The sequence below is a fragment of the Streptomyces sp. NPDC025793 genome, assembly GCF_055558375.1.
In genome coordinates, this window is record NZ_JBVHMR010000013.1 from 40,770 (window position 1) to 58,159 (window position 17,390).

At 74.3% G+C, this 17,390-nt stretch carries 17 protein-coding genes; 12 read left to right on the forward strand and 5 right to left on the reverse strand.

Annotated elements, in window-relative coordinates:
* Positions 1–3: 3 nt before the first annotated feature.
* The gene (locus tag ACZ4MF_RS24205; RefSeq protein WP_467494007.1) at positions 4–1,179 is read right to left on the reverse strand and encodes a glycosyltransferase; all 1,176 of its coding nucleotides are present in this window, start codon (positions 1,177–1,179) and stop codon (positions 4–6) included.
* A 57-nt stretch (positions 1,180–1,236) separates the two neighbouring features.
* On the opposite strand from ACZ4MF_RS24205, the gene ACZ4MF_RS24210 reads away from it, so the two are divergent.
* Together ACZ4MF_RS24210 and ACZ4MF_RS24215 are read left to right on the forward strand one after the other, a co-directional pair.
* Positions 1,237–2,022: a glutamate racemase gene (locus ACZ4MF_RS24210; RefSeq protein ID WP_467494008.1), complete on the forward strand. Its 786-nt coding sequence runs from the start codon at positions 1,237–1,239 to the stop codon at positions 2,020–2,022.
* 100 nt (positions 2,023–2,122) lie between these two features.
* Positions 2,123–2,668: a hypothetical protein gene (locus ACZ4MF_RS24215; RefSeq protein WP_467494009.1), complete on the forward strand. Its 546-nt coding sequence runs from the start codon at positions 2,123–2,125 to the stop codon at positions 2,666–2,668.
* Between the two features lie 27 nt (positions 2,669–2,695).
* On the opposite strand, the gene ACZ4MF_RS24220 is transcribed toward ACZ4MF_RS24215, so the two are convergent.
* Entirely contained in the window at positions 2,696–3,667 is a 972-nt protein-coding gene (locus tag ACZ4MF_RS24220; RefSeq protein WP_467494010.1) for an O-antigen ligase family protein, read from the reverse strand.
* Positions 3,668–4,084: 417 nt separating this feature from the next.
* Between ACZ4MF_RS24220 and lnt the strand changes: the two genes are divergently transcribed.
* From lnt to ACZ4MF_RS24250, 6 genes are all read left to right on the forward strand, one after another.
* On the forward strand, positions 4,085–5,692 hold the full coding sequence (lnt, locus tag ACZ4MF_RS24225; RefSeq protein WP_467494011.1) for an apolipoprotein N-acyltransferase: 1,608 nt from the start codon (positions 4,085–4,087) through the stop codon (positions 5,690–5,692).
* A 68-nt stretch (positions 5,693–5,760) separates the two neighbouring features.
* Entirely contained in the window at positions 5,761–6,240 is a 480-nt protein-coding gene (locus tag ACZ4MF_RS24230) for an NUDIX hydrolase (RefSeq protein ID WP_467494012.1), read from the forward strand.
* Between the two features lie 54 nt (positions 6,241–6,294).
* A complete protein-coding gene (locus tag ACZ4MF_RS24235; protein WP_467494013.1) occupies positions 6,295–7,110 on the forward strand; it encodes a 3-hydroxybutyrate dehydrogenase in 816 nt (271 codons plus the stop codon).
* Between the two features lie 78 nt (positions 7,111–7,188).
* Positions 7,189–9,108, forward strand: a complete 1,920-nt coding sequence (locus ACZ4MF_RS24240) for a helix-turn-helix domain-containing protein (protein WP_467494014.1) — start codon at positions 7,189–7,191, stop codon at positions 9,106–9,108.
* A 121-nt stretch (positions 9,109–9,229) separates the two neighbouring features.
* Positions 9,230–9,790 (forward strand): pyridoxamine 5'-phosphate oxidase family protein, encoded by a 561-nt coding sequence (locus ACZ4MF_RS24245; RefSeq protein WP_467494015.1) that lies wholly within the window; start codon positions 9,230–9,232, stop codon positions 9,788–9,790.
* A 20-nt stretch (positions 9,791–9,810) separates the two neighbouring features.
* Complete coding sequence (locus ACZ4MF_RS24250) at positions 9,811–10,266, forward strand: VOC family protein (protein WP_467494016.1); 456 nt, start codon at positions 9,811–9,813, stop codon at positions 10,264–10,266.
* Between the two features lie 8 nt (positions 10,267–10,274).
* Here ACZ4MF_RS24250 and ACZ4MF_RS24255 read toward each other — a convergent pair whose 3' ends face one another.
* Positions 10,275–10,640 (reverse strand): DUF1330 domain-containing protein, encoded by a 366-nt coding sequence (locus ACZ4MF_RS24255; RefSeq protein WP_467494017.1) that lies wholly within the window; start codon positions 10,638–10,640, stop codon positions 10,275–10,277.
* A gap of 297 nt (positions 10,641–10,937) precedes the next feature.
* Between ACZ4MF_RS24255 and ACZ4MF_RS24260 the strand changes: the two genes are divergently transcribed.
* Complete coding sequence (locus tag ACZ4MF_RS24260) at positions 10,938–11,612, forward strand: ankyrin repeat domain-containing protein (protein WP_467494018.1); 675 nt, start codon at positions 10,938–10,940, stop codon at positions 11,610–11,612.
* 124 nt (positions 11,613–11,736) lie between these two features.
* On the opposite strand, the gene ACZ4MF_RS24265 is transcribed toward ACZ4MF_RS24260, so the two are convergent.
* The gene (locus ACZ4MF_RS24265; RefSeq protein ID WP_467494019.1) at positions 11,737–12,810 is read right to left on the reverse strand and encodes an NAD(+)/NADH kinase; all 1,074 of its coding nucleotides are present in this window, start codon (positions 12,808–12,810) and stop codon (positions 11,737–11,739) included.
* Positions 12,811–13,006: 196 nt separating this feature from the next.
* Positions 13,007–13,813 (reverse strand): helix-turn-helix transcriptional regulator, encoded by an 807-nt coding sequence (locus ACZ4MF_RS24270; protein WP_467494020.1) that lies wholly within the window; start codon positions 13,811–13,813, stop codon positions 13,007–13,009.
* A gap of 54 nt (positions 13,814–13,867) precedes the next feature.
* Here ACZ4MF_RS24270 and ACZ4MF_RS24275 point away from each other — a divergent pair, with 54 nt between their 5' ends.
* From ACZ4MF_RS24275 to ACZ4MF_RS24285, 3 genes are all read left to right on the forward strand, one after another.
* Complete coding sequence (locus ACZ4MF_RS24275; RefSeq protein WP_467494021.1) at positions 13,868–15,262, forward strand: MFS transporter; 1,395 nt, start codon at positions 13,868–13,870, stop codon at positions 15,260–15,262.
* A gap of 65 nt (positions 15,263–15,327) precedes the next feature.
* Positions 15,328–16,830 (forward strand): purine-cytosine permease family protein, encoded by a 1,503-nt coding sequence (locus ACZ4MF_RS24280; protein ID WP_467494022.1) that lies wholly within the window; start codon positions 15,328–15,330, stop codon positions 16,828–16,830.
* Positions 16,827–17,375: an isochorismatase family protein gene (locus tag ACZ4MF_RS24285; protein WP_467494023.1), complete on the forward strand. Its 549-nt coding sequence runs from the start codon at positions 16,827–16,829 to the stop codon at positions 17,373–17,375. The genes ACZ4MF_RS24280 and ACZ4MF_RS24285 overlap by 4 nt, the downstream gene beginning before the upstream one ends.
* Positions 17,376–17,390 lie beyond the last annotated feature (15 nt).

Genomic DNA, 17,390 nt, shown 5'->3' on the forward strand with positions numbered 1-17,390 from the left:
GGCTCAGCCCTCGTCGGGCACGGCATCGGGACGCGCGTACGTACGGCCCTTCCAGGCGGCCCCGCGCCCCCGGTGGTGCTGCACGGCCGAGTCCACCGTCATCAGCAGGTACAGCAGCGCGGTGAACGGCAGCAGCGGAGCGAGCCACAGCGGCTGGCCGTAGTAGCGCAGCATCGGCACGTACGTGCCCGCCATCACCGCCCACGCCAGCGCGCCGAACAGGGCCGTCGTCACGCTCCCGCCGGCCGCGCCCGCGATCAGTGCGGCGGGCGGCACCAGGTAGACCAGGGCGAGCCCGGCGACCGTACCGAGGAGCAGCAGCGGGTTGTGCCGCAACTGGGCGTAGGCGCTGCGCGAGACCATCCGCCACAGGTCGTGCAGCCGCGGATAGGGCCGCACGCTGTCCACCCGCTCGGCCAGCCCCAGCCAGACGTGGCCGCCGGCGCCCTTCACCGCGCGCGCGAGCGCCACGTCGTCGATCACGGCGTGCCGGATGGCGTCCGGGATGCGCGCCCGCTCCGCCATGTCCGCGCGCAGCAGGACACAGCCGCCCGCCGCCGCGGCCGTGCGCGATCCCCGGCGGCCGATCCACCGGAAGGGATACAGCTGCGCGAAGAAGTACACGAACGCCGGCACCACCAGCCGCTCCCACACGCTCTCCACCCGCAGCCGCGCCATCTGCGACACGACGTCGAAGCCACCGGCCCCCGCGGCCGCGACCAACTCGCGCAGGCTGTCCGGCGCGTGCGCGATGTCCGCGTCCGTCAGCAGCAGGTACTCGGGATCACGTGCGCGTGCCAGGCCGATGCCGTACCGCACCGCCCACAGCTTGCCCGTCCAGCCCGCCGGCGGCTCCCCCGGAGAGTCCACCGTCAGCGGCAGGCCGCCGTGCCGCCGGGACAGCTCCCGGGCCAGTTCGCCCGTGCCGTCCGTACTCCCGTCGTCCACCAGGAAGACCTCCGCCCGCCCCGGATACTCCTGCGCCAGCAGCGACGGCAGGCTCGCGGGCAGCACGGCGGCCTCGTCGCGGGCCGGTACGACGACGCACACGGACGGCCATGCGTCCGGTTCCCGGCGTGGCGGCAGCCGGATGTCCGTGCGCCAGAAGAAGCCCTGGCAGAGCAGCAGCCAGCACCAGGCGGCCAGTGAGACGACGGTGATCCACAGCAGGGTGCTCACGGCCGCAGTCTGCCCCACCCGGGCGGTCCGCAAGGGCGGATCGTCTATCGTGGCCGGGTGAAGATCGCGCTCATGGACTCCGGAATCGGCCTGCTCCCCGCCGCCGCAGCGGTACGGCGGCTGCGCCCCGACGCGGATCTCGTGCTCTCCTGGGACCCGGACGGGATGCCCTGGGGACCGCGGACCCCGGAGGACATCACGCAGCGGGCCATCGCCGTGGCCGAGGCGGCCGCCGCCCACGATCCCGACGTCCTGATCGTCGCCTGCAACACCGCGTCCGTGCACTCCCTGCCGCAGATGCGGGCGCGTTTCGAACCGGATCTGCCGATCATCGGAACCGTCCCGGCGATCAAGCCGGCCGCCGCGGGCGGCGGCCACGTCGCCATCTGGGCCACCCCCGCCACCACCGGCAGTGCCTACCAGCGTGGTCTGATCGAGCAGTTCGCCGCGGGCGTCACCGTCACCGAGGTGGCCTGCCCCGGCCTCGCGGACGCCGTGCACCACGCCGACGAGGCCGCGGTGGAGGCCGCGATCGCCTCGGCCGCCGCCCGCACCCCGAAGGACGTCAGCACCGTCGTCCTCGGCTGCACCAACTACGAGCTGGTCGGCGAGCGGATCCGCGCGGCCGTCCAGCGTCCGGACGCCCAGCCGCTCGTCCTGCACGGTTCCGCCGGTGCGGTGGCCGCCCAGGCCCTGCGCCGGATCGGCGCCGAGCCGGCCGCCGACGCCGTCGCCGACACCACCCTCACGGTGCTGCTCAGCGGCCGCGAGGCCACGCTCCCCGACACCGCTCTCACGTACGCGGAAGGCCGCTTCCTGCGGGCCGTCAGCCCGGTCCGCTGACCGGCGGCGACGGCGCACCGCGAGCGAGCCCGTCCCGCCCGGGCCGGTCGTCCTCCGCACGCCGGTACCCGCGCGGCGAAACCTGAGTAACCTCATAAACATGAGGGACCACCCCCAGGCCGAGGACCCCGCGCACCCCGACGTCTGGACCGGGCGGGCCACCAACCGCGTGCAGTGGCTGCTGGCCCTGGTCGGTGCGGCGTGCATGGCGCTCGGCATCGAGCTGGCCGTGGACTCGGCCTGGACCTCCGGCGTCGCCCCGCTGGCGATGTCCGTCGTGGGCTGCATCGCGGCCGGGCTGCTGGTCCTGTTCGGCACGCTCGCCTTCGTGCACGTCGACCTCAGGCTCGACAGGGAGTGCGTCGAGGTGCGCTGCGGCCACATAGGGCTCCCGCGCCGCCGCATCCCGCTCTCCCACGTGGCCGGCGCCGACTTCACCGCCCTGGTCACGCCCCGGCACTGGGGCGGCTGGGGCTACCGGTGGCGCCCCGAGAAGGGCACCGCGGTCGTCGTACGCCGGGGTGAGGGTGTCGTGCTGCGCCTGTGGGACGGGCACACCTTCACGATCACGGTGGACAACGCGGAGTCGGCGGTACGGGTCATCCGGGCCCGGCTGCGGGCCGGCCAACCAGGCCCGGCGGCCTGACGCCTCGCACCGGGGCGGCCCCGTCGCTCAGAGCCGCGGTTCCGCGCCCTGGCGCGCCCAGGGCCGTGCCGTCGCCCACCCGGCCAGCAGTCCGGCGCCCGCCGTCACCGACGTGAAGCTCAGCGCGTTGCCCAGCGAGGCGAGCGCGGCCAGCGCCGTCAGGGCGGCGCCCGTGGTGAGGGCGACCGGCGTCGAGCGAGGCGTACGCCACAGCGCGTGCAGCACCCAGCAGAACGCGGCCCCGATCAGCACCACCCCGACCAGGCCCTGCTCCGAGGCCACCTGCAACGGGGCCGAGTGCGGCTTGCCGTCGGAGGGCACCGTCCGCGTCGCCGCCGGGCTCAGTTCGCCGAACCGGTCCGGGCCGACCCCGAGGCCCCCGTGCCGGTCCGCCATCCGCAGCGCGTCCTGCCACAGTTCCACCCGGTGCCCGGTGAGCCGCCCTTCGAGCACGTCCGCGAGGCCGTCGGGCAGCACACCGGCGGCAAGCGCCCACGTCGTGCCCGCGACCAGGGCAGCCGCCGCGGCCAGCCCCAGCAGGGACAGACCCCGGCGGGTCACCGAACCAGCGGCCAGCGCGCACAGCAGGACGGCGGTGCTCGCCGCGCAACCGGCCGCCGAGCCGAGGACGGCCGCGGTCAGTACGGCTGCGGCGGCCAGCGCCCACAGCCCCAGCCGCAGTGCCGGTCCCGGCGCGGCCCAGGCGGCACAGCACGCGGCTCCCGTGGCCAGTGCCAGCAGGGCGGCCGTGCCGCCGGCGTGGCCGAGCGGAGTGGCGTACCAGACGCCGGGGGAGAGATCGGGCTGCGCCACGGCCAGCGCCAGAGCGGCCAGCGCGCCGACACCGGGCGCGGCGACCGGGAGCAGTGCTCCGGAGACCCGGCCGGCGGCATGACCGGCGGTCACGGCCAGCACCGCGAGCAGCACACCCTCGGGCCGTCCGTCGTGGGCGGCCGCGGTGATCAGCGCCCACCCGGCGCAGGCCCCGAGCAGGATCATGCCCGCGCCGTCAGAAACGTTTCCCCTGACGTTCACGGCGCTCACCGCGTTCGCCGCAGCCGTACCGGCCGCAGGCCTCATCTCCGTCGAGCCCACCCGCCGCCCCTCGTCCCCCGCACACCCATGCCGGGCCCACGACAGGTCACGGCGCCGGGTCCGGTCGCACTGCCGAGGCTGGGCACACCGTAGCGGCTGATGACCGCTTTGGGCACGAGATGCGGCGGATCGTCGTGATGAGGAGCGTGGTGAGAAGGGGGAGGCCCGAGGCAGGGCCGGCGAGCGGCGGCACGGTGCGGTCCCGGGGGCCGACGGTCCGCCACACGACGGTGACCAGCGGAGACCGCCCCGGGCTGCCGCCGGTGCCGGCCCCCGAACCGTGCTGTTCGCGGTCAGCTCGGCCGCCGTACACTCACCCGGGTGACCGTCACCGCAACCTCCGTGGACCAGCCGGACCAGCTCCAGCCGTCCGCCTCCGGCACGCGCGGCGCCCGGCTGCTGCGCCTGGTCCCGGCCCTCGCCTCCGCGCTCTGCGGAGTGCTGCTCTACGTCAGCTTCCCGCCCCGCCCCCTGTGGTGGCTGGCGCTGCCCGCCTTCGCCGGCTTCGGCTGGGTGCTGCGCGGCCGGAGCTGGAAGGCGGCCCTCGGCCTCGGCTACCTCTTCGGGCTGGGCTTCCTGCTGCCGCTGCTCGTGTGGACCGGTGTGGAGGTCGGCCCCGGTCCCTGGCTGGCCCTGGTCGCCATCGAGGCGGTCTTCGTCGCCCTGGTCGGCGTCGGGGTCGCCGCCGTCTCCGGGCTGCCCGCCTGGCCGGTGTGGGCCGCGGCCGTATGGATCGCGGGCGAGGCGGTACGCGCGCGCGTACCGTTCAACGGCTTCCCCTGGGGCAAGATCGCCTTCGGCCAGGCCGACGGCGTCTTCCTGCCGCTGGCCGCGGTGGGCGGCACGCCCGTGCTGGGCTTCGGGGTCGTGCTGTGCGGCTTCGGGCTGTACGAGGCCGGGCGGCTGCTCGCCGAGAAGCGCCGGAGCGCGGCCGTACGGCGCGGGGCCGCGGCCGCCGCGCTGCTGAGCGTGGCCGTCCCGGTGGCGGGCGCGGTCGCCGCCCGGGCGCTCGTGAGCGACAAGGCCGAGGAGGGCACCCGGACCGTCGCGGTCATCCAGGGCAACGTGCCGCGCTTCGGGCTGGAGTTCAGCGCCCAGCGCCGGGCCGTGCTCGACTACCACGTGCGCGAGACGCTCAGGCTCGCCGCCGACATCAAGGCGGGCAAGGTCGCGAGGCCCGACTACGTGCTGTGGCCGGAGAACTCCTCCGACATCGATCCCTTCGTCAACCCCGACGCGGCCGCCGTCATCGACGAGGCCGCCAAGGCGGTCGGCGTGCCCGTCTCGGTCGGCGCGGCCGTGGAGCGTGACGGCAAGCTGTTCAACGAGCAGGTCCTGTGGGACCCGGCCAAGGGACCGACGCAGACCTACGACAAGCGGCAGATCCAGCCGTTCGGCGAGTACCTCCCGCTGCGCGGGATCGTCGGCGCGATCAACGAGCACTGGACCAGCATGGTCCGCCAGGGCTTCAGCCGGGGCAGCAAGCCGGGCGTGTTCGACATGGACGGGGCCAAGGTCGGCCTGGCCACCTGCTACGAGGCCGCCTTCGACTGGGCCGTGCGGGACACCGTCACGCACGGCGCGGAGATGATCTCCGTACCCAGCAACAACGCCACCTTCGACCGCAGCGAGATGACCTACCAGCAGCTCGCCATGTCCCGGATCCGCGCCGTCGAGCACAGCCGCACCGTCACCGTGCCGGTGACCAGCGGGGTCAGCTCGATCATCATGCCGGACGGGCGGATCACGCAGAGGACCGGCATGTTCGTGCCCGCCTACCTCGTGCAGAAGGTGCCGCTGCGCACCTCCGAGACCCCCGCGACCGAGCTGGGCATCCTCCCGGAGATCGCCCTCGTGCTGGTCGCCGCGGGCGGCGTCGGCTGGGCGATCGGATCCGGGCTGCGCGCCCGGCGCACCGGCGGCGCGTGACCGCACGACCGGCGTACGGATCCTGAACCGGCAGGAGAGGGCACGCCGGTCCGGTTAGGGTCGAGGCCATGGCTACTCCTGACTTCATCCGCACGCTCAGGGCCTCGGCCGGCCAGCAGCTGCTCTGGCTTCCCGGGGTCACCGCGATCGTCTTCGACGACGAGGGCAGGGTCCTGCTGGGCCGGCGGACCGACACCCGCAAGTGGTCGGTGATCGGCGGCATCCCGGACCCGGGTGAGCAGCCCGCGGCCTGCGCCGTGCGGGAGGTCTTCGAGGAGACCGCGGTGCACTGTGTCGCCGAGCGGATCGTCCTGGTGCAGGCCCTGGAGCCGGTGACCTATCCCAATGGCGACACCTGCCAGTACATGGACGTCACCATCCGCTGCCGCGCCGTGGGCGGCGAGGCCCGCGTCAACGACGACGAGTCGCTGGAGGTGGGCTGGTTCGCCCCGGACGCGCTGCCCGACCTCAACGAGTTCGGTCTCCTCCGGATCAAGCAGGCCATGTGCGAGGAACCCACATGGTTTGCCCCTACGACTTTTGACTGAAGTGTGGGTGGGCACCACATGTGATGACGGGTGGGTGCCGCTTAGGGTCGACACATGACCGCCCCCAGCCTCCCGTCCGGCCCGCGCTCCCAGCGGCTCTCGCCGGACCTCGGCGGCCGCACCGCACTCGTCACCGGCGCCGCCGGCGGCATCGGCCGCGCCTGCGTGCTGCGGCTCGCCGCCGCCGGGGCCGAGGTGCGGGCCGTCGACCGCGACGCGGCGGGCCTGGCCGAGCTGGCGGCGGAGGCGGAGCGGGCCCCCGGCCTGCCCGGGACCGTCGTACCGCACGCCCTGGACCTCACCGACCTCGACGCCGCCGAACGGGCCGCCGCCGGTACCGATGTGCTGGTCAACAACGCGGGCCTGCAACTGGTGCGCCCCATCGAGGAGTTCCCGCCCGATGTCTTCCACACGGTGCTCACCGTGATGCTGGAGGCGCCCTTCCGGCTCATCCGCGGCGCGCTGCCGCACATGTACGCGCAGGGCTGGGGCCGGATCGTCAACGTGTCCTCCGTCCACGGTCTGCGTGCCTCCGCCTTCAAGTCGGCCTATGTGGCCGCCAAACACGGACTGGAGGGCCTGTCCAAGACGGCCGCGCTGGAAGGCGCGCCCCACGGGGTCACCTCGAACTGCGTGAACCCCGCCTATGTGCGCACCCCCCTGGTCGAGAAGCAGATCGCGGACCAGGCGCGGGCGCACGGCATCCCCGAGGAGCGTGTGCTGTCCGAGATCCTGCTGAAGGACAGCGCCGTCCGGCGGCTCATCGAACCGGAGGAGGTCGCCGAGGCCGTGGCCTATCTGTGCGGCCCCCAGGCGTCCTTCGTCACCGGCACTTCGCTGGTGCTCGACGGCGGATGGTCGGCCCACTGAGGTGAGGGCCGGGAGCGCCCCGAGGAGAGTTGTCCACAGGCTCGGCGGGCCGGGCCGATGATGCGCAATCCTGTGACCATGTCTCGCGATCACCTCCAGCCGGCACCACGCCACAGCCCCGAGGTCCCCTACCTGGAGCTGCTGGCCCGCGACGCCTCGGTGGAGGCGTACGAGCAGCCGGTGCTGCTCGCCCGCGCCGAGGGCCGGCCGGCAGCGCGGATCGCCGAGCTGGAGCAGGCCAGGGCGCTCGCCCTGCGCGTCCGGGCCGAGCTGGAGGGCCGCCGGCGCCGCGAGGCGGAGCTGTCCGCGCTCTTCGAGACCGCCCACGACCTCGCGGGCCTGCGCGATCTGGACGCCGTCCTCCAGGCGATCGTGCAGCGCGCCCGCTCCCTGCTCGGCACGGACGTCGCCTACCTCACCCTGAACGACCCGGCCCACGGCGACACGTACATGCGCGTGACCGAGGGTTCCGTCTCGGCCCGCTTCCAGCAGCTCCGGCTCGGCCTGGGGGAGGGGCTCGGCGGACTGGTCGCGCAGACCACACGGCCGTACGTCACCGACGACTACTTCGAGGACGCCCGCTTCCGGCACACCCGCACCATCGACGCCGGCGTCCATGACGAGGGCCTGGTCGCCATCCTCGGCGTCCCCCTGGTGCTCGGCCCGCACGTGATCGGCGTCCTCTTCGCCGCCGACCGCCGGGCCCGTGTCTTCGAACGCGAGCAGATCGCCCTGCTGGGCTCCTTCGCCGCGCTCGCCGCCGCCGCCATCGACACCGCCAACCTGCTCACCGAGACCCGCGCGGCGCTGGCAGGCCTGGAGAGCGCCAACGAGATCATCCGGGACCGCAGCGCGGTCATCGAACGCGCCTCGGACGTCCACGACCGGCTCGCCGAACTCGTCCTGCGCGGCGGCGGGGTGCGCGACGTGGCCGCCGCCGTCTCCGAAGTCCTCGACGGCACCGTGGAGTTCACCGAGGCCGGCGCGGCACCGGCCGAGGCGCTGGAGGCCGCGCGGGCCGAGGGACATGCCGTACGGCACGGCCGTGACTGGATCGCACCGGTGGCCGCGGGCGACGAAGTCCTCGGCGCGCTGGTCCTGCGCGGACACCCCGGCCTCGACCCCGTCGACCAGCGCACGCTGGAGCGGGCGGCGATGGTCACCTCGCTGCTCCTGCTCGCCCGGCGCTCCGCCGCCGAGGCCGAACAGCGGGTGCGGGGCGAGCTGTTGGACGACCTGCTGGACGCCCGCGACCGGGACCCGCGCCTGCTGCGCGAGCGCGCCGCCCGGCTCCATGCCGATCTGGACGCGACCCATGTCGTCCTCGCCGCCCGCCTCGACGCCCCGGCCGCCGACGCCGACGAGGAGGCCGCGGCCCGCCGCCGCCTGTGGGCGGCAGCCTCCCATCTCGCCGCCACCCGGCAGGGCCTGGCCGCCGCACGCGACGGCGGCACCGTCCTGCTGTTGCCGCTCGGCGCCGGCGACAGCGCCACGGAGGTGGCCCGCCGCACCGCCCGCCACCTGGGCAGGACCGTCCGCCAACCCGTCACGGTCGGCGCCTCCGCCCCCGTCTCGGGTCTCGCCGCCCGGCCCGAGACCGTGGCCGGCGCCTACGCCGAGGGCCGCCGCTGCCTGGACGCGCTGCGCCTGCTGGGCCGGGCCGGGGACGGTGCGGCGGCCGAGGACTTCGGCTTCCTCGGCCTGCTCCTCGCGGGCGAACGGGACGTCGCCGGATTCGTCGAGCGCACCGTGGGCCCCGTCGTGGCGTACGACGAGCGGCGGGGCACCGATCTGCTGCGCACCGTGGACGCGTACTTCTCCTGCGGCATGAGCCCGGCCCGCACCAAGGACGCCCTCCACGTCCACGTCAACACGGTCGCCCAGCGCCTGGAACGCGTGAGCCGGCTCCTCGGCGCGGACTGGCAGACCCCGGCCCGCGCCCTGGAGATCCAACTCGCCCTGCGACTGCACCGGCTGGCCGCCCCGGACAGACGCTGATTCCGGTACGGACATGCCGTACGGCCGCCCAGGCACGCGGGCTCCGCCCGGCCATGCGCGCGGCGATGATTTCCGCGCTGCCCGGCGGTCGTTATGAGGGAGGAGAGAAAGGAGATCCGTCATGCCGACACAAGACCCCGCGCGGCCACAGCCAACGGCTTCGCTCGACGCCCGCTACAGTTCCGCCCTCCAGCCCCGGCCCGGTGCCGAGAACGCCACCGCCACCGAATGGGCCGAGGCCCAGCGGCACCTGGAAGCCGCCGAGATCTTCTGGGTGTCCACGGTGCGCCGCGACGGCCGGCTGCACGTGACCCCCGTGATCGCCGCCTGGCACGACGGGGTGCTGTACTTCGCCACCGGCCCGGGAGAACAGAAGGCGAGGAACCTCGCCCATCATGCCCAGTGCGCGCTGACCACCGGCGGAAACTCGCTCACCGAGGGGCTCGACCTCGTGGTCGAGGGCACGGCGGAGCGGGTGACCGATCCCGCGGTGCTGGAGGGGGTGATCGCGGCGTACGAGGCGAAGTACGGGTCGCACATCACCTCGCCGGAGGGCACCTTCCACGGGATCGGGGACGCGTTCCGCGCAGGTGACGCGGTGGTGTTCGCGGTCGCCCCGGACACGGCGTACGGCTTCGGCCGGGACAACGGGGTCTACACGCACACGCGGTGGGTGTTCTGACGGTCTTTTACCATAGGGCCATGGTCACCCATCCCACACTCCAGCTGACCGTCGACTGCGCCGAGCCGGAGCGGCTCGCCGTGTTCTGGGCGGTCGCGCTGGGGTACGAAGTCGAGCCGCCGCCAGCGCCGTTCGCCACCTGGCGTGCGTACTGGCTGGACCAGGGCGTGCCGGAGGAGGAGCTGGGCACGGGCGACTGCGCCGACTCCGTGATCGATCCGCGGGGCGTCGGGCCACGGATCTGGTTCCAGCAGGTGCCCGAGCCGAAGGCCGGCAAGAACCGGCTGCACCTCGATCTGGGAGTGAGCGGCGGGCGGAGCGTCCCGTTCGCCACGCGGAAGGAGCGCGTGCTCGCCGAGGCGCTGCGCCTGGAGAGCGCGGGCGCCGCCCGGCTGCGCGTGCAGGACGCGGAGGGTTCGGGGTCCTTCTCCGTCGTGATGAGGGACCCGGAGGGCAACGAGTTCTGCGTCCACTGACCACGGCCTCATCGACGGCGTGACGGCCCCGGCACGGAGTGCTCCGCACGGAGCTTCGCCGCGCGCTCGCGCGGGTCGTACCCGGGGGCGACGCCCTCCACGAGGACGAGGTCTCCGTCGATGTGGTCGGCCCGCAGCCGCAGGATGTCCTGGTAGGCGGGAGAGTGGTACCAGGCGCGGGCCGCGTCCAGGTCGGGGAACTCGATCAGCACCATGCTGCCCTCCCAGGCGCCCTCGACCACTTCGGCGGGCGGACCGTGGACCACGAACCGGCCGCCGAACGGCATGAGGGTCTCCTGGATCCGTTCCAAGTACTCCAGGACGTCCGGGTGATGACGGCGGCTTCGAAGGTGCGCGAAACCGTAGGCGGACATGGGCGGCTCCTTCGTCTCCGGCACGTCGGTGCGCCGGACCGAAAGTAGCCGCGCGGGCTTCCGGCCGGCCATTACCCCGGAGGTAAGCGCCCGACACGGCCCGGAGTCCGCCTCCGCGCCCTGCCGTTGTGCAGGCGGGTGTCCGTACCTCTGCGCCGGCGGCCGGTACGGTCTGGGCCGCGTGCGAGTGCGGGAGGCGCGCTGTCGACGGGTTCAGCCGCAATCGGTGCGGGGGTCGTGCGCGGGACCGGCCGGGAGGTGGCGGAGCACGGCGTCCGGTTTCATACACTCGCCGTCGTGGATCATGAGAAAGTCGCACACTGGGACGGTGCCACGCGCCGGTCGAGCCTCAAGGACGCGTACGCGGCACTGCGCGACCGGCTCGCCGACGCCGCCCGGGACGGTCACTGGCACAACGTGCTGGCCCTCCTCGGCGAGAACCGGGACTGGGTCAACACCGCGCGAGTGGAAGGCCGTAGCGGCTTCACGCCCCTGCACCAGGCCGCCTGGCACGGTGCCTCGGCCGAGACGGTCGAGCGGCTGCTGGAGGCCGGCGCGTGGCGGACCCTGCGCACCGGCGACGGGGCGCGCGCCGTGGACATCGCCGCGCAGCGCGGCCACCACCACATCACCGCCCCGTTGTGCCCGGACATCCGGCACCCGCTGCCCGCCGACGTGTCCGGCCGCCTCCAGTACCACCTGCACCAGCTGATCCGGCACCGGGCGGGACTGGAGGGCGGCACCGACCTCGCCACCCAGCAGGGGATGCGGTTGCCGGAGGTGGAGGTGCTGACCGAACTGGCGCACCCGGTGTGCTGGTTCCCCGTGCCCGGCATGTACGGCGGCTTCAAGATCGCCCTTTGCGGCCGCGAGCTGACCGTGGACAGTTGGATCCGCGTCGTCGGGGGGTCCGAGCGGACGGACGTCGTCACGATCGACGGGGTGAACATCCAGGAGGGCGGGCAGCTGTAGCCGGCCAGGCGCGGGCCAGGGGCGGCCCGCCGGGGCGGCACGAGCGCGGACGGCCTACGGCGAGCAGGGCTTACAGCGTCCCGGCTTACGAGGGGGTCGCGCGGCGGCTCGCGACGAGCCCGGCTCACGGCGGGGGCGGTCCGTCGGCCGGAGCCGGGGGCAGCGCGAGGTGGGCCAGATCGCCCGGCGGGGGAGTGCTGACCGGCCACAGCGGAGCCGCCTCGCCGTCGGCCAGCGCGGCCGGGGCGTCGGTGAGGTTCATGCGCTCGCGCAACCGGCCGTAGAAGTCCATCGGGCCCAGCCGGACGGCCTTGAGCCGGTGGGGAGCGGCGTACACGCCGATCCAGTCCCCGGGGCTCAGCACCCCGCGCAACTGGCCGTCGATGCTCACGGCGGCCTGGCCCGAACGCTCCAGCACCCGCAGCCCGATGGGCTCGTCGGGGGCGGCCACGACCGAGCGGTTGAACACCATGTGCGGGGCGACCGGCGTGAAGACGAGCCCGTCGGCGCGCGGCGAGACCACCGGACCGCCCGCGGCGAAGCTGTACGCCGTCGACCCCGTGGGCGTGGCCACCAGCAGCGCGTCGGCGGAGTACGAGGCGAGCAGCCGGCCCGCCAGGTAGACGCCGACCGACACCTGGCGGTCCCGGGTCAGCCGCTCCACGACGACGTCGTTCAGCGCCGTGACGTTCAGGGCCACGCCCCACTCGTTCCCCGTCTCGCACTCCGGGCGCACCCGCGGCGGCGGCAGCATCGGCCCGCGCCCGTACCGCATCAGCGCCTCCATCTGCGCCGGCACCTCCAGCCGGCACGACGCGCGCATCGTCAGCAGCATCCGGCGCTCGACCGTGATCCGCCCGTCCCGTACGGCGTCCAGCGCCACGCGCACCGCGGAGACCGGGACCTCCGTCAGAAAGCCGACCCGGCCGAGGTCGACGCCGAGGACCAGGGCGTCGTGCTCGGCGGCCAGCCGGGCACCGCGCAGAAACGTGCCGTCGCCGCCGAGGGTGACGATCAGGTCCGGATCGCCCGCGGCCTCGACCTCCTCCAGCGCGCTGTGCCGCGCGCCCTCCTGCCACACGTCGATGTCCGCGCAGCCCACCGCGTGCTCGGCGCACCACTCGCGCACGGCCCGTGCGGCGACCACCGCCTCGGAGCGCCCGCCGTGCACCACCAGGCCGACACGGTTCACCGTCATACCCGCCTCCGCCTTTCCGCCGGCTGCTCCCGGACCCGTCACCGAGCGCCATCCTCGCCGCGCACCCCGGGGGCGCGGCACGCGCCACGCCGCCGGTTGCCGCGACCGGACGCGCCACGCCGCGGGTCCCGGCCGAGAGCCCCGCCGGTGGTGGTCGGGGGATGCGCCGGTGCCGGCGGAGGTGCTCGCAGGTGTGTCAGCCGGGGATGTCGGGGATGTCGGGGGTGCCGGGAGTACCAGGGGTACGGGGGGCGCCGCCGGGGTCCGCCGGGCGCGCGCCCGGCGTATGGCCGAAGGCGCGCCGGAAGACGTCGATGAACGCGCTGGCCGAGGACCAGCCGCAGCGGTGCGCCACCGCCGTCACCGGGGTCTGCTCGGCCAGCAGCACCAGCGCCCGGTGCAGCCGCGCCTGGGTGCGCCACTGCGGAAACGTCATGCCCAGCTCGCGGCGGAACAGCCGCGACAGCGTACGGTCGCTCGCCCCGACCTCCCGGCCCAGCTCGGCGAGGGTACGGCCGTCCGCCGGATCGGCGAGCAGGATGCCGCACAACGCGCGCAGCAGCGGCGACGACGGCGCCGGCAGGTGCAGGGGCTGCTGGGGCGAGGCGCGCAACTGGTCCAGCAGCACCGCGCGCAGCCGCGCCCGCTCGGGGCTGCCGTCGTCCGGGGTACGGGTGTGGGCGATGATCAGCTCACGCAGCAGCGGGGACACGGCGAGCACGGTCGGGGTCTCCAGGCCCAGCGGGTTCTCGGTTGCGGGCAGCCCCATCAGGTGCAACTCCAGCTCCCCGTACGCCTCGTGGGCGTGCACCGTGCCGGCCGGCACCCACAGGGCACGGGTGGCCGGGGCGGCCCAGGAACCGGCGTCGGTGGTGACGGCCACGACTCCCCGGCCCGCGTAGACGATCTGGTGGTCGTCGTGCCGGTGGGCGTCGATCCCCGTACGGGACGCCAGCAACCGGGTGCTTGTCGGAGCGATCGGTTCATGGCGGATTTCTGTCATTGTCTGGCAGTTTATCGAAAGCACGACAGTCCTGTCCGGTCGCAGCATGGCGAGGTGCGAAAGAACGCCTCGATCACCCTGCTGTCCGTGGGGCACGCCTGCGTCGACGTCTACCAGGGCGCCGTCGCGGCCCTGATCCCCTTCCTCGTCACCGCGCGCGGCTACGGCTACGCCGCCGCCTCCGGTGTCGTCCTGGCCGCCTCCCTGCTGTCCTCGGTGGCGCAACCGCTGTTCGGCGCCCTCACCGATCGCCGCGCGGTCCCCCGGCTGCTCCCCGTCAGCACACTCCTCGCAGGCCTCGGCATCTCCTCTTCCGGCCTCGACGGCGGCTACGGCGCGACGCTCGTGTGCATGGCGGTGACCGGGATCGGCGTGGCCGCCTACCACCCCGAGTCGGCCCGCGTCGCCCGGCTCGCGAGCGGGGGCTCGCACCGTGCCATGGGCTGGTTCTCGCTGGGCGGCAACGTGGGCTTCGCCCTCGCCCCGCTGCTGGTCGCGGCCGTCGTGGGCACGGGCGGGCTGCGACGGACCCCGGCACTGGCACTGCCCGCGCTCGCCGGGACCGCGCTCTGCCTGGCCGTCCTGCGCAGCCCCGGACGCCGCCCACCGGCCCGCTCCGCCGGTACGGCCGCGCCGACCGGACCCGACGACAGGGCGTCGTTCGTCCGGCTGTCGCTGGCGGTGGTGTGCCGCTCGATCGTCTTCATCGGCCTGAGCACCTTCCTGTCCCTGTATGCCGAGCAACGCCTGGGCGGCGGAGCGGGCGCGGGTACCGCCGCGCTGTGTGTGCTCTACGCCGGCGGCGCGATCGGCTCCGTGCTCGGCGGCGCGCTGGCCGAGCGGTGGGACCGGGTCACCGCGTGCCGGTGGTCGTACCTGGTGTCGGCCCTGGCGGTCGCGGGCGTCGTGTTCGTCCCCGGCCCGGCCCTGTACGCGTGCGTGGCGCTGACCTCCGCCGGCCTCTACGTGCCGTTCTCCCTCCAGGTCACCCTCGGCCAGGACTATCTGCCCTCACGGGTCGGCACGGCAGGCGGCATCACCCTCGGGCTGGCGGTGAGCGTCGGCGGGCTGGTGAGCCCGCTCATCGGCCGGCTCGCCGACGCCACGTCCCTGCGCACCGCCCTCGCCCCGCTCATCCTGATGCCCGTACTGAGCTGGCTGCTCGCCCGCACCCTGCCGGAACCCGCGGCCCCACGGCCGGAACGCGCCGTCCCAGGGCTGGGAACTGTTGGCCGACGGCCCGAACCTGCCGCCCCGCGGCCGGAGTCCGGCGCGATGCGGCCGGGAGCCGTTGCTCCGCTGCCGGGAGCCGCCTCCTCACGGCCTGAACCCGTCACCTCACGGCCTGAATCCGTCGCCCGACGGCCCGAACCCGCCTCCCCGCGGCCGGAATCCGACGCGACGCATCCGGTCCCGCCCCGCAGTGCCGACGTGCGCCAACTCGATTGACGCTCCCGGGGTGCCCGCCTAGCGTGATCGCGACACGCCCGGACGGGCAGGACAGGGGGCCCCGTGTGACGACGTACCCGCAGGAGCCGGTCGACGGCAGATCCGCCGGCCGTCCGATCCAGCTGGAGACACACGGCCTCGACGTGATCGGGGACGCGGAGCGCAAGGGCACGCCGCGCACGCTGTTCTGGCCCTGGTTCGGCGCGAACGTCTCGGTCCTCGGACTGAGTTACGGCGCGTTCGCGCTCGGCTTCGGCATCTCCTTCCGGCAGGCCCTCGCCGCAGGCGCGCTCGGCATCGTCGTCTCGTTCCTGCTGTGCGGGTTCATCGCGGTCGCCGGAAAGCGGGGCTCGGCACCGACGATGGTGCTCAGCCGGGCCGCGTACGGAGTGCGTGGCAACCGGCTGCCGTCCCTGATCTCCTGGATGCTCACCGTCGGTTGGGAGACGGTACTCACGGCGCTCGCCACGCTCGCCACGGCGACGGTCTTCGGCCGCCTCGGCTGGGGCGGCGGCACCGGGACCAAGGCGCTCGCCCTCGGCGTCGTGGCCGCGCTGACCGTCGTCGGCGGGGTCATGGGCTTCGACGTCATCATGCGGCTGCAGACGGCGATCACCGTGATCACGGGCGTCCTCACCGTCGTCTACGTCGCCCTCGTCGCCGACCACATCCACTGGGCCGCCGTCAGCGCCGTCCCGGCCGGCTCCCCGCAGGAGTTCATCGGCGCGCTCGTGTTCATGATGACCGGCTTCGGCCTCGGCTGGGTCAACGCCGCCGCCGACTACTCCCGCTATCTGCCCCGCAGTTCGGCCGGCCGATCGGTGATCGGCTGGACCACCTTCGGCGCCTGTGTCGCCCCGCTGCTCCTGCTCGTCTTCGGGCTGCTGCTGGCCGGTTCCTCGCAGTCGCTGAGCAAGGCCGTCGCGGCCGACCCGATCGGCGCGCTCACGACCATCCTGCCGACCTGGTTCCTGCTGCCGTTCGCCGTCGTCGCCGTCCTCGGCCTGGTCGGCGGCGCCGTCCTCGACATCTACTCCTCCGGCCTCGCCCTGCTCTCCGCCGGTCTGCCGGTGCCCCGCTACCTGGCCGCGCTCCTCGACGGCGCCCTGATGATCGCCGGCTCCGTCTACATCGTGTTCTTCGCCGGTGACTTCCTCGCCCCGTTCACGGGATTCCTCACCACGCTCGGCGTCCCCATCGCCGCCTGGTGCGGCATCATGCTGGCCGACCTCGCCCTGCGCCGCCGCGACTACGACGACGGCGACCTCTACCGCCCGCGCGGCCGCTACGGCGACATCCCCCCGGCACCCCTGCTGCTCACCCTCGCCGCCACGGCCCTCGGCTGGGGCCTGGTCACCAACACCGGCGCGAGCTGGCTCAGTTGGCAGGGCTATCTGCTCGGGCCGCTCGGTCTCGGCGGCAAGGCCGGCGCCTGGGCGTACGCCAACCTCGGCGTCCTCGCCGCCCTCGCGCTCGCCTTCCTCGGCACGCTGCTCCTCGGCCGCCGCCGGGTGCGCGCCCAGGAGGACGGGGCACCGCCGCCCGGCGAAGGGATGCTCCCCGCATGAGCGCCGGCCACCTCGCCGTCATCGACATGCAGCACGTCTTCGCCGACCCGGCGAGCCCCTGGGCCGCACCCCGGTACGCGGACGCGGCGGCGGGCGTACGCAGCCTGCTGCCCGCCTTCGCCGGCCGTGTGACCTTCACCCGCTTCGTGGCCCCCGAGCACCCGGCCGGCGCCTGGCGCGCCTACTACGAGCGATGGCCCTTCGCCCACAGGCCCGCGGACGCCGAACTCTGGGACCTGGACGTCGAGTTCACCGACGAGGCTCAGCATGTCCTGGACGCCACCACCTTCGGCAAGTGGACCCCGGAGCTCGCCGCCCGCCTCGCCCCCGGCGACCGTCTGGTCCTGGCCGGCGTCAGCACCGACTGCTGTGTGCTGTCCACCGCCCTGGCCGCCGCCGACGCCGGCACCGAGGTCCTGGTGGTCGCCGACGCCTGCGCGGGCGCGGACGACGACTCCCACCTCAAGGCCCTCCAGCTGATGGACCTGTACCGGCCGCTGGTCCGGGTCACGACCGTCGCCGGCCTGCTCGCCGGGCCCGGCTGACGACCGCGCGGCCGA